Genomic DNA, 11,717 nt, shown 5'->3' with positions numbered 1-11,717 from the left:
AAAGTGTCTACAGAGAAAAAACCAGAATCTGTTTCAATTGAGGTTAAATTCCATTGATTGGATAGTGTTCTATTAACATGACTAGATGTCCTGTAAGGCTCGCTCTCAGCACAAGTTTAGCCGTTTCTTCATCCCTTATCTCACCGATCATAATGACGTCCGGGTCATGCCTGAGAATTGATTTAAAACCTTCCCCGTACGTAATCCCCGCTTTTTCATTAATCTCCATTTGCAAAAACGAGTCGACTTTTTTTTCGACTGGATCTTCAAGCGTGACAATTTGCCGCTTCATTTGAGATTGGATGTACTGCAAAAGTGAATATAAAATGGTCGTTTTCCCTGAACCTGTCGGCCCTGTAAAAAGGATCAGCCCGCTTGCGCGTACCATTAAGTTACAAAGTTGGTCAACACTTTCGGGAAATAATGAAAGATGGTGCATATCGATGGTTTCTTCCTGAGGCAATAAGCGGATGGCCAGACTTTCAGAATAGGCGGAAGGCAATGTCGATAGGCGCAAATGAAGAATTTTCTGTTGGATCATTATGTCCATAGAACCGTTTTGAGGTCTTCTTTTTTCACCGATGTCAAGGCCGGAGAGGAATTTAAAATGGGAAATCAATCTTTCAAAATAACCATATGAAAGTTGTTCCATTTCAACAAGCTCGCCTGCAATTCGAAATTGAACCACCCCCTTGTTTCTTTTCGGAATGAAGTGAACATCTGAGGCTTGCAGGAAAACAGCCTGTTGCAACAATTGCTTGCTTTTACTTTCAATGGCGAGAATATGTGATCACACTCCTTTTCGTCAAGTAAGTTATGTATACGGCAAAATTCTGCAAAATCCTTCTTTCTTTTCAAAAAAATTTTGAAGGAGCTGATATTTTGTCAGCTCCTTCAATTTAGCAACCGATTGCCGCAAGAACCGGTGTCGGCAGATGACTTTGGAATGCATCGATAAAGCGGTCTACTTCTTGCTTCGTTAATACAAGTGGAGGCAAGAGGCGAATAATGTTTCCTTGCGTCACGTCGACCAACATTCCGTCATTCAGTAATTTCCGTTGTATTTTTTTCACGTTAGCTGCAGTATCATTCACACTCATCCCAAACATCATCCCGCTATAGCGTAGATCCGTTATATAATCAGCATGCTTCTTTTGGATCTCACTGAGCTTTTTATACAGATATTGAGACGTTTCATACCCTTTTTCCATCATTCCATCATCAAGCAAAACTTTTAATACGGCGAGCCCTAAAGCCGTGCTTAAAGGAGGCTGTGCAAAGGTCGTGCCATGATCTCCCGGGGCAAAACAGTCATGAACACGCGGACCTGCAATAATTCCTCCAAAGGCCGCTCCCCCGCCAGCACCTTTACCGAATTGTACAATATCTGGTGTTACTCCGTGGTGCTGATAAGCAAATAATTTTCCGGTTCTCCCCATTCCGCATTGAACTTCATCAACAATGAAAAGCATATGATTCTCGCGGCAAAGCTCCTCAATTTTCCTTATATATTCCCCCGACAATGGGTAAATTCCACCGCTTCCCATGACAGGTTCAATCATAACAGCAATCGGATGTTGTTGGTGGATCACTTTTACTAATCCGTCGACATCCTCACGTTCAACTTCATGGATCGTAATGGAATGACACGGATAATCTTGATAGACGCCTTTTTGTCTCGTTAATGGAAGAGCACCTAGCGTCCGTCCATGAAAACTATTTTTTAATACGACAATTCCGTCCCTTACATCCCCTGCTTTTTGTTTAAATTTATGGATCAGCTTAATGGTTGATTCTGTCGCCTCCGCACCAGAAGTGGTAAAAAAGACTTTTCCCGCTTTTAATGAATGATCGACAAGTTTTTTCGCATATTTAATTGCTACAGGGTTTAAAAAGTGAAACGGAAGATGTAAGCAATTAGCCACTTGTTCAGTTGCCGCTTTCATGATTTCAGGATGACCGTAACCTAATAAATTAACGCCAACACCGGAAAATAAATCAAGATACGCTCTTCCATTTACATCATAAAGAGTCGAACCTTCCCCCCCGGTTATTGCTACAGGCAGTCGTTCATAAGCCGACATCATATATATTTTATCCAAATCCATCCAGTTGTCCATTGTTATTCTTCCTCCTACAATTTCTCCATTAGATTTCTCCGTCTTTGCCGAGTCTACATAGCGGATGCTCAGTTTCCTAGTTAATGTTTCAATTTTTAATGTGAAATAAAAAAACCCCCGCCTGCAACCAAACGATATGTTTCCATTCGTTTGGCTGCTGAGGCGAGAGTATCGCGGTACCACTCAGCTTTTCCGTTTTTTTCACAAAAAACAGACTCCGTAAGTTCACATGAACTTCAGTCCTTTTAACGAAAGACCGGGCCGTTGTTTTTTACGGGTTTTCACCTTCAAAACAAAGCTCCAAGGTGGCGTTCAAAGAAAGATTACGACCGTCCTCTCAGCCTATGGGACGGATTTCTGGCGAAAGAGCTTTCTTTTACTTTTCCTTTTCTAAGCTTTTATCATTTTCATTTTTTAATGATCAGTTATTTGCTCTGATTATAAAACTGTCATTTGTGAATGTCAACAAAAAAGTTAATTGCTATTTGTTGAATTTCACAAACCGTGTATATTTTTTATGATGGGATGTTATACTATAACTGTTCCATTGGGCTATAGCCAAGCGGTAAGGCAACGGACTTTGACTCCGTGACGCGCTGGTTCGAATCCAGCTAGCCCAGCCATTTTTTATTTCAGGATTATCAAATTGTCTCCAAATTTTTATTATTTGAGCATTTACAATGATGTAAAAAAACATATATAATACAATAGGAACTAGCTTTTTTTCGTGAAAAAGGAGGGATGCATACATGGCGAGAATGTACAGAGTGCTCGGATTCTGGACAGCAGTCATCGCGGTAATGGCTTATCTTGGGGATTTAGTGCCAATGGCCTTATTATTTGTAGGCCAAACGATTATGTTTGTAACTTTAGGGTATTTGAACTTATCAGAACGTATGTATATCTATATTTTCGGTGCCTACCTGACCGTATTCTTCGTAGGGTTCACGTATTGGACAACATTTATGATGACTCCTGGTGCAGGAGGGCATTAACAAAATAACAACGATACATAATATAACGTATCAGAAAAAGACGGTAACCTCAAGTTACCGTCTTTTTTTGAATCATTACTTGAAATTGGTCCGCCATGGAACTTAAAACAAGTGAACGGATTGCCCGGTTTTGTTTATGCTCTTTTGAAAATGGATCTGTATTTATAGTTTCTTGAAGGTGATTCAGTATGCCGTTTTCAAGAAGAAACATCCCTTGTGACTGAAACATCTTGCAATTTGCACCATGTTCCCTTCCGATCATTTTCACAGCATCCCAATGAACATGTGAAGTCAAATCCATTTCTCCCGGATAAAGAATGGGATCCGAAATCATTTGATGCGCCATATAGCCTCTTAAACTGCCCGATTGTAAAATAGGCTCTTTCCATTGCGAGCGAGTGTAGCCATAGTCGACAAAAACAACGACCGCCTGTTTGATCCATCCGTATAGATTTAACAGCCACTCTGTCATTTTCAAAGGGATTTCTATCCGTTGCCCCTGATTTAATCTTCCTACATATTTTTCAATCCACGAAATAACATTCTCGTCCTTGCATAAAACTTTTTTTTCTGAAAGCTTACTACGTTCATTTAATGTGACAACCATTTCATATAACATAGACTTTGATTGTTCCACAACCCGGACGGGAAGCGCGTCAAGCAGTTCATTGCAAAAAATGACGCCGCAAAAATCAGGAACCTTACTCTGGCATTCCTCTATTGAAGAGAAAATAGAGACCGGCTCATTTCTTAAACAATCGGTTATTTTCCCCCGATGATAAGGGCTTGCTTCAATAATCAAATATTCAACTTCATGATAAAAATCGGGATGTGTTTTTTTCAATTCCTCTAACATGCTTTTAGCAAATCTTCCATTACCAGCCCCGATTTCGCAAATGATCGGCTTTAAATCGTTACGTTTTATCGATTCATAAAACCAGTTCGCCCAGACCATTCCAAATAGATCCGATAGGCTACTAGACGTGTAAAAATCCCCGTTTCTTCCGATTTTTTGTTGTTCGCGATTGTAATACCCTTTTTCTGGATGATAAAGAACGAGGTTCATATATTGCTCATAATTTATAGCAAAATGGGGTGACCTCTCGATTTCCCGTCTAATGATGTCCAACATGTTAAAAACCGCTCAGAAAAGGGTTTATATCCATCTCTCTTTCGATTGTGGTTTCCGGTCCGTGTCCGGAGAGAACAACCGTCTCCTCAGGTAAACTTAAGAGTTTCTCGTGTATGCTTTTTAAAAGGGTTTTTTGATCTCCACCATATAAATCCGTTCGCCCGATACTTCCGGCAAAAAGGGCATCACCGCTAAATACAAGCCCTACGTCCTTTACATAATAAGAAACGCTTCCCGGTGAATGCCCCGGTGTTTCAAATACATTAAGGCGGAATGAACTGAATACGAGTTCTCCTTCCCCATTAATCAGGTGGTCCGCTTTACGGGCTGTTATTTCTTGCATAAAATATGCCGAACCATTTTTCTTCGGATTCTCAAGCCAATCTTCTTCATTTTGATGAACATAAACCGGAACGTTCCATTTCCTTCTAACCTCTTCTAGCGCACCAATATGGTCAAAATGGGCATGGGTCAGCAAAATAGCCAGTGGCTTTAATTCCTTTTCTTCGATCCATTGATTAATCTTTTTTCCATTAGCTCCAGGATCAAAAATCAATGCTTCTTTTTTATTGTTATGTAAAATGTATGTATTTTCTTGCACAGGTCCAACGACAAAACGTTTCAATTCCATAATTAACTCCTCCATTGTCATTATTCTTTATATATTTTACACTAAATTGTAAGAGAAACGGAGGGGTAGGCGTTGAATATTTGTTATGGCGTTGAAGCAAAGCCAGAAATGGCCCAAGATGAACATATTTTAGATTTTGATGGACAATTCGTGGTCGTTTCATCAGAGTATGAAGCCCGAAAGCTGTCTGCAGGCAATTCAGAAGAAGTCTTTTCTTTAATCGCACTCGAATCACCTTCAATTACCGCTCGTTTTTACGATTATGGATTTTTTTCTGCGAAAGAGAAATACTACTTATATGAAAATATGACGGTCCCTTTTTCAATTATTGCAGGAAGTGATATTGATATTCAAATGGCCTTATTTCAAATTGAAGAACATTTACTCGCGATAGACCATACTGGCGAACCGATTTATTTTATAGCTCAACAAGAACGCGAATTAATTCATCGTTTTGCGAAAGCATACAATATTCAAATTGTTTTTATTTCAACATAAATGCTCTCTCGACAAAATGTATAAAAACAAGTAAAATGGTACAAGATGATACCCGTCTGATTTTTTACATAATGAATCCATTCAAATAAGGGGGACATTAAAATGGGATTAGGCATCATTTTTGCTCTAGTTACTATTTTAGCTTTATTCGGTATTCTCCGATCTCTTAAAGGGAAAAATTTATTGGCGGCAGCATTTTCTTTTCTGACATTCGCTGTTTTCGGATGGTTTACAGTTATGACCATCTGGGATGTATTCCACGGTGGAACCGGCGTAGGTTAATGAACGTGATTTTAAGAAAAAATCATCAATGAATCCTGTTTCATTGATGATTTTTTCTTTACATATATAAACTGGCAAGAAAAATGCCGATTGTATCTTTATAGATCTCGTCAAATTGACTCAATGGAAGGGGGTTAACCCCTTTTCCAAGCTCAACTGTAAATCCCGGTTTTCTCCACTCTTGAATAAACCAGTCTTTATAGCCTGCATAACTATCCAAATATTGAATTGCTTTATAACCGCTCCATTTAGAAAATTCATCAACAATTTCTTTTGATTCTGGTGGCTCTGCTCGCTCAAATCCCCAATAAATCTCTTTTCCCTGAGTATGAAGGGCAATCACTCGATCAAACGTTTCCATTTTTGTTAATTCCGCCATCGCTTTTGCTTCCGGTTCCGATAGTGGGAAATCCCCGGGATAATCCCTCGGTCCTGGATTTTTAGGTTTTCTAGCTTTTTCAATTTCCCATCTGGCCGGAAATTGATTATTTAAATCAACACCCCTTATATTGGCTTTCCAACTTGAATAATCCGAATCCCCTTTATTTAATTCCATGACTAAATGATGATAAGGCTCGACTTTAGGCGGGCCGTGAAGGACTAGATCAACGCCATCCGGATCAACCATCGGAACAACGGAAAGTGTCGTATTTTTATACAAATCAAGGATATTGACACCGAGGATCGAGGCGCTCGTTGTCAAATTTAATAAGTAATCATTTATAAAAAGCATCAAGATGGCAGTTGTAATCCATTCATTCGCATGAAATGAAGCGTTAATGTGGACTTTCTTCTTTCCTCTTCCCCACTTTAGTTGAATAAGCTCTTTCCCCATTACAGAATAGCCAAATGTGTTTATCTTCACAAATGGATAAATTTCTTGAAGAAGCTTTACATCATCTCGCAATGTCGAGTAATCATACTCTTTTTTCCCAATAATGCTCCGACCTGTAATTTGCCTCGGAATATCGATAGCCTGGCCTTCTATTAGTGTCATTGGATCAACAAGCGGATTTAAAAGGCATAAGCTATCCAGCGGCACTTGATATTGTTTTGCAATTGAATATAGTGTCTCGCCTTTACTGATATGATGTCGAACGATAGTATATCCCGGAATGTGAAGCTTTTGACCAATTTGAAGAGAAGTACTTCCGATTTCATTTGAATCCTCAATGATTGGCAGCGGTACGTGAAACAACATACTGTAATAGGAAAGTGTATCTCCTTTTCTCACTTGAATAATCATTGTTTTCCCTCCATACTTCGCTCTACTTTCAATTTATGTAAGGGAAACATTTGTATGAGAAAAAAGAAATGCTGCGTCTATGAAGCGTCAGGCACGACATCTCCCCTATTATTACATGTAGATGCTATACCCTGCCAACCGCTAGTTTCTTAATTAAATTGCTGTTTCGCAATCCAGGCTCCGCCAATAACTCCGGCGTCATTCCCAAGAGTGGCAATGGCAAAATCTGCATCTTTTGCAACAAGCGGGAGCGCAAATGTGTCAAAATGTTTTTTAACAGGATCTAGAAGTGTTTTTCCTGCTTTAGAAACCCCTCCTCCGATAATGACTTTACCTGGATTAAAGGCATTGCAAAGACCAGCTATCGCCTGGCCTAAATAAAAACCTACAGTTTCCAGTACATTAAGGGCAAGCTCGTCTTGTTTTTCGGCTGCTTCAATAATGTCTTTTGCAGTTAACCTTCCCTGTTTATGCTGCAGTTCCCCAAGACTGGAATGTGGATATCGGATTAATCCTTCCTTCGCCAACCGCACGATGCCAGTAGCAGAAGCGACGGTTTCAAGACAGCCTGATTTTCCACAATTACATGGCACCCCATCTTTATGAATGACGGTAATATGGCCGATTTCCCCCGCCGTGCCGCTTTTTCCGTGAACAATTTGGCCGTTAACGATAATGCCCCCTCCAACTCCAGTGCCGAGCGTTATACATAGTAAATCACGGGCAGCTTCTCCTGCTCCTCTCCACATTTCACCAAGCGCGGCGATATTGGCATCATTGTCTACGGCGACAGGAAGCCCTGTTTCTTTTTCCAGTGTATTTTTAAGCGGAAAGTCCCTCCAGCCGATATTTACTGCATGATAAATAAATCCGCGGGACATGTCGATAAAGCCAGGTGCCCCCATACCGATTCCTGATACGCGCGCTTTCGGCTCATTCAGTTCTTTTAATTGAAAATCAATACTTTCCGCTATTTGTTTTGTAATATTTTTTCCTTGATCGGATGTATCCGTTGGAATCTCCCATTTTTTAATGATTTCTCCATTATCCGATACAAACGCCATTTTAATAGTTGTTCCGCCTAAATCAACACCAACATACCATTTATCCATCATTCTTCCATCCTTTTCCTCAAAGAATCGTTTCGTTCAAAAAAATCTCTAATAACTTGATTTGCGATATTCCCTTTTTAACACGAGCATAGCCGTTTGATAATCTTGAACTTCGATTAATTTTTCTTTAAAAAGCAACGTAATTTCGTCCTGCATCATTTCGATATCGGCAAGTCGATCCCCCGTATAAATAATCGTTCCAAAGCGTTTTAATAACTGTTGTACATCATATAATGTTTTCATGATCATCACCCAATTCATTATATCAGACCGATAGATTTCCTTAAAAAACGACCCTATTCCACGTCCGGAACAGGGTAATTTTTCATTGGCCTGCCATTTTCGAAAGCAAATAATGATAGATCAGTCGGGCGGTATGTTCAATGGAACGAATATGCGTTCTCTCAAAGGCATGTGATGCATCAATGCCTGGTCCGATCAGCCCATGGACAATATCAAATCCTGCCCGAACAGCGCTAGACGCATCCGAGCTATAAAATGGATAAATATCTACCCGATAATCGATATGATGTTCCTTGGCAAGCTTTACAAGATGTTGGCGAAGTTTATAATGGTACGGGCCGCTCGAATCTTTCGCACAGATGGAAACACTATATTCGTCCGTTGACTGCCCATCCCCGATTGCTCCCATATCAACCGCCAAATATTCAACGGTTTCTTCAGGGATGTTCGAATTTCCTCCATATCCGATTTCTTCATTGTTCGCAATTAAAAAATGAGTCGTAAAGGGAAGTGTTAGTTCTCTATCTTGTATCACTTTAATAAGGTACATTAATATACCGACACTAGCCTTATCATCAAGGTGTCTTGATTTAATAAAGCCGCTTTCGGTAACTTCCACCCTCGGTTCAAACGAGACAAAATCACCGACGGAAATGCCAAGCTTTTCGACATCTTCTTTTGATTTCACTGCTTCATCAAGCCGAACTTCAATGTTTTCATCATTTCGCTTTACTTCTCCCATATTTTTATAAACATGGGCAGCTGTTTGATGAATGAGGATCGTGCCAGTATACGTTTTTCCGTTTCCGCTATGAATCTTGCAATATTCTCCCTCAACCGTATTCCACCTGAATCCGCCAATTGCCGTTAGTTTCAAACGTCCGCTCGCTTTAATTTCTTTAACCATCGCCCCAAGGGTATCAACATGTGCGGTTAACATCCGGTGTTTCGTATCATCTTTACCTTTTAGTGTCGCAACCAGTCCGCCTTTATGGTTAATGTAAAAAGGAACATTATTTTCTTTCATAAACGAAGCCACATATGCAATGGCTTCTTCAGTATATCCCGATGGACTTGGAATAGATACGAGCTCTTTTATGTAGTCTATGATCGCCTGTCCGTTAATTGGATGGTCCATTTCTCTCCCTACTTTCTCTATAACATTAAACATAATTATATTCGCTAAAAATTTTTGATTTCCTTCTTCGGAAAAAAAATAAAAAGCGCCACGATCACATTCGGCGCTTAAAACATCTCCTTCATTAAACGGCTTCGTACAAACGGCATTGACATCATTCTTCCTACGAGAAAACGGCGAATGATGTTTTGTCCAAGGACAAAATTGAGCAACCGGTATCTCATTTGATAACCGTAGAAAAGCAAGATCAAAAACAAGATTATTTTCACAAGGATTTTCACGCTTCATTCCTCCTTGCTTTTACTTTTTGCTAAGCTACGGTTTTTTATTCAATCCGAAACGTTTCTACCGAGGACAGTGCGATAATCCTCTATCGTGTTGACGTTTTGAAATTGTGTCGCAATTAGCCCCAGATCGCCCGCATTCACATACTCTACATTAATTATCGCCAACAAATCCCGCACTCTCCTTTTCCCCTTTTTCAATAATTGTTCAATGATGGGAAAACAGCTTCGATGGTAAATCGCACAAAGCGGATGAATATGGCCATCTGTTACAGGTATAACGGCCTGCACATTACTCTTTTTTTCCTTTACAAAATGAAGCTTCTGAAATAAATCTGCCATAACACATGGCATATCACAAGAAAGAACCGCATACCAGGAACTATTCGAGTGTTTCATACCGGTATAGATTCCGGCCAATGGTCCGTGTCCTTTATACGGTTCCTCATCTTCTAGCTTCACCCCTGAAAATGTTATTCGCTCTTTAATCGATGGATGAACGAGCAAGAGGACATCTTTTGTAAAGAGCTCGAGAACAGAAATAGCATATTCATAAAAAAATTGGCGATCCCGTTTAGCGAACGCTTTATGGAAAGGAAAACGGGATGAACATCCTCCAGCCAAGACAATTCCCGTATAGTCATTCCTTTGTTTCACATCCATAAAACCGCCACTCCTCCAAGAACCCCCGCTGCCAGGCTCGATAAGAAATTCACGACATTATTTGTCAGCCATTCATAGCCTTTGATCCGTTTTGTCGGGTGATTACAATGAATCGTCGTTTCCGTTTCAATTTTACAAATAGGGCAGCGATACGCCACTTGAACGGAACCGCCAAGAAACGTATCAACGATATTTCCGAAAAAGCCGGCTGTCGTAAACAAAATAGATAACGGCCACCAATGATCAAAAAGAAATTCAGTTCCAGCAACCCCCATTACAAAGGCGCCCGTAAGTGCCGCTATAGAACCAGGAATGGAAACTGCTCCAGAAATTCCGCTTTCCACTTGTCGCAAACGAAGAAGATGAAACGGCTTTCTTCTGGAGAGCACACCGATTTCGGAGGCCCACGTATCCGCCGTTGCTTCTGCCAGGCTTGCAACAAGCAAGCCGATCCAAAAAGGATGAGGAACCATTAAATGGCCGGCGCTCGCTATGAATGCCACTCCGCCATTTGCAAAAACCTGGCCTGCTTCTCTCCCTTTGCTCTCATCTTCGATCGTTTTTAGCTTCATTTTTTTCTTCTTTTTAAACTTGCTTAAAAGGGATGATGTGATAAAAAAGAGACAAAGAAGCACAATTCCTTCGATCTGAAAAGAAACCCAGACAAACAGACCGACGAGCCAGCTTGCGATCGCCCCACCTGCTGTCAGAAAAGAAAGCCGGTATGCTATGTAAACAAAAAATCCGAGAACGATGGTTACAATGATTATCATTTGTCATCTACCATGAAAATGCTTTTGTCCGTTACAATTCCGTTTACGGGCTTGTCAAACGATTCTATTGGAAGCCGTTCGATGACTTGAAAATCAAATGCTAATGAAAGGGTTCTGTTTTTATAGTACTCCAAATAACGATCATAGTAACCGCCGCCAAACCCAATTCGGTACCCTTTTGCATTAAAAAGCAAACCTGGAACGATCATCAAATCGATTTCTTCCGGCCGGACAGCAAATGTCTTATCAATAATCGGTTCATATAAATCCATATAGACGTTTTCTAAATCGGAAAAAGAGGTAATGGAATAAAACGTCATTTCCCTTGTTTTCGGGTTACATTTTGGGACACAGACTTTTTTTTCTTCGGTCCAGGCCTCTTCTATAATTGGCCGTGTATTCACTTCAAAGCCACGAGAAACCGTCAACCCGACCACTTTTGCCTCATGCCAGTAAGGATGTGAAAGGATGTGTTGTTGAATGCGGTCATTTTTTTCCTCACGAATAGCCGGATCCAGCAGCGTCAATTTTTGCTTCATATCTTTCCGCAACATGTTTTTGTCGTCCATCGTTAAACTCCTTATAAAAAAGTCGCCTAAA

At 40.3% G+C, this 11,717-nt stretch carries 14 protein-coding genes, 1 tRNA gene and 1 other annotated feature; of the genes, 4 read left to right on the top strand and 11 right to left on the bottom strand.

Features of this window, described 5'->3' with window-relative positions; all coding sequences use genetic code 11:
* Nucleotides 1-43: 43 nt before the first annotated feature.
* Both H538_RS23115 and H538_RS0105420 read right to left on the bottom strand, forming a co-directional pair.
* Nucleotides 44-775 carry an ATPase, T2SS/T4P/T4SS family gene (locus H538_RS23115; RefSeq protein WP_486598940.1) on the bottom strand — a complete coding sequence of 244 codons (732 nt, stop codon included), beginning with the start codon at nt 773-775 and terminating at the stop codon, nt 44-46.
* 124 nt (nt 776-899) lie between these two features.
* Nucleotides 900-2,120, bottom strand: a complete 1,221-nt coding sequence (locus H538_RS0105420) for an aspartate aminotransferase family protein (RefSeq protein WP_026676739.1) — start codon at nt 2,118-2,120, stop codon at nt 900-902.
* 155 nt (nt 2,121-2,275) lie between these two features.
* Nucleotides 2,276-2,522: a binding site (T-box leader), on the bottom strand.
* Between the two features lie 146 nt (nt 2,523-2,668).
* Between H538_RS0105420 and H538_RS0105415 the strand changes: the two genes are divergently transcribed.
* Both H538_RS0105415 and H538_RS0105410 read left to right on the top strand, forming a co-directional pair.
* A tRNA-Gln gene (locus tag H538_RS0105415) sits at nt 2,669-2,743 on the top strand.
* 126 nt (nt 2,744-2,869) lie between these two features.
* Nucleotides 2,870-3,115 carry a DUF2626 domain-containing protein gene (locus tag H538_RS0105410; RefSeq protein ID WP_026676738.1) on the top strand — a complete coding sequence of 82 codons (246 nt, stop codon included), beginning with the start codon at nt 2,870-2,872 and terminating at the stop codon, nt 3,113-3,115.
* Between the two features lie 49 nt (nt 3,116-3,164).
* Here H538_RS0105410 and H538_RS0105405 read toward each other — a convergent pair whose 3' ends face one another.
* Both H538_RS0105405 and H538_RS0105400 read right to left on the bottom strand, forming a co-directional pair.
* Entirely contained in the window at nt 3,165-4,247 is a 1,083-nt protein-coding gene (locus H538_RS0105405; RefSeq protein ID WP_026676737.1) for a class I SAM-dependent methyltransferase, read from the bottom strand.
* A gap of 1 nt (nt 4,248) precedes the next feature.
* Nucleotides 4,249-4,878, bottom strand: a complete 630-nt coding sequence (locus H538_RS0105400; protein ID WP_026676736.1) for an MBL fold metallo-hydrolase — start codon at nt 4,876-4,878, stop codon at nt 4,249-4,251.
* A gap of 72 nt (nt 4,879-4,950) precedes the next feature.
* Here H538_RS0105400 and H538_RS0105395 point away from each other — a divergent pair, with 72 nt between their 5' ends.
* Complete coding sequence (locus H538_RS0105395) at nt 4,951-5,376, top strand: hypothetical protein (RefSeq protein WP_026676735.1); 426 nt, start codon at nt 4,951-4,953, stop codon at nt 5,374-5,376.
* Nucleotides 5,377-5,478: 102 nt separating this feature from the next.
* Nucleotides 5,479-5,658, top strand: coding sequence for a DUF2759 domain-containing protein (locus H538_RS0105390; RefSeq protein WP_026676734.1), 180 nt, complete (start codon nt 5,479-5,481; stop codon nt 5,656-5,658).
* A 58-nt stretch (nt 5,659-5,716) separates the two neighbouring features.
* Here H538_RS0105390 and H538_RS0105385 read toward each other — a convergent pair whose 3' ends face one another.
* The 7 genes from H538_RS0105385 to H538_RS0105355 all read right to left on the bottom strand — a co-directional run bounded on the left by H538_RS0105385 (nt 5,717) and on the right by H538_RS0105355 (nt 11,686).
* Complete coding sequence (locus H538_RS0105385; RefSeq protein ID WP_026676733.1) at nt 5,717-6,904, bottom strand: M14 family metallopeptidase; 1,188 nt, start codon at nt 6,902-6,904, stop codon at nt 5,717-5,719.
* 149 nt (nt 6,905-7,053) lie between these two features.
* On the bottom strand, nt 7,054-8,019 hold the full coding sequence (locus H538_RS0105380; protein WP_026676732.1) for an ROK family glucokinase: 966 nt from the start codon (nt 8,017-8,019) through the stop codon (nt 7,054-7,056).
* Nucleotides 8,020-8,064: 45 nt separating this feature from the next.
* Nucleotides 8,065-8,259, bottom strand: a complete 195-nt coding sequence (locus H538_RS0105375) for a YqgQ family protein (protein ID WP_026676731.1) — start codon at nt 8,257-8,259, stop codon at nt 8,065-8,067.
* Between the two features lie 82 nt (nt 8,260-8,341).
* Nucleotides 8,342-9,397 (bottom strand): M42 family metallopeptidase, encoded by a 1,056-nt coding sequence (locus H538_RS0105370; protein WP_035350278.1) that lies wholly within the window; start codon nt 9,395-9,397, stop codon nt 8,342-8,344.
* Nucleotides 9,398-9,726: 329 nt separating this feature from the next.
* Complete coding sequence (mobA, locus tag H538_RS23110) at nt 9,727-10,344, bottom strand: molybdenum cofactor guanylyltransferase (RefSeq protein WP_051291302.1); 618 nt, start codon at nt 10,342-10,344, stop codon at nt 9,727-9,729.
* Complete coding sequence (locus tag H538_RS0105360) at nt 10,335-11,117, bottom strand: DUF92 domain-containing protein (RefSeq protein WP_026676729.1); 783 nt, start codon at nt 11,115-11,117, stop codon at nt 10,335-10,337. The genes mobA and H538_RS0105360 overlap by 10 nt, the downstream gene beginning before the upstream one ends.
* Nucleotides 11,114-11,686 carry a 5-formyltetrahydrofolate cyclo-ligase gene (locus tag H538_RS0105355; protein WP_026676728.1) on the bottom strand — a complete coding sequence of 191 codons (573 nt, stop codon included), beginning with the start codon at nt 11,684-11,686 and terminating at the stop codon, nt 11,114-11,116. The genes H538_RS0105360 and H538_RS0105355 overlap by 4 nt, the downstream gene beginning before the upstream one ends.
* Nucleotides 11,687-11,717 lie beyond the last annotated feature (31 nt).

This window comes from Fictibacillus gelatini DSM 15865 (assembly GCF_000430745.1).
GTDB lineage: Bacteria > Bacillota > Bacilli > Bacillales > Fictibacillaceae > Fictibacillus_A > Fictibacillus_A gelatini.
The sequence above is the reverse complement of the archived record's forward strand: the minus strand, read 5'-3'. Positions and strand labels throughout refer to the sequence as shown.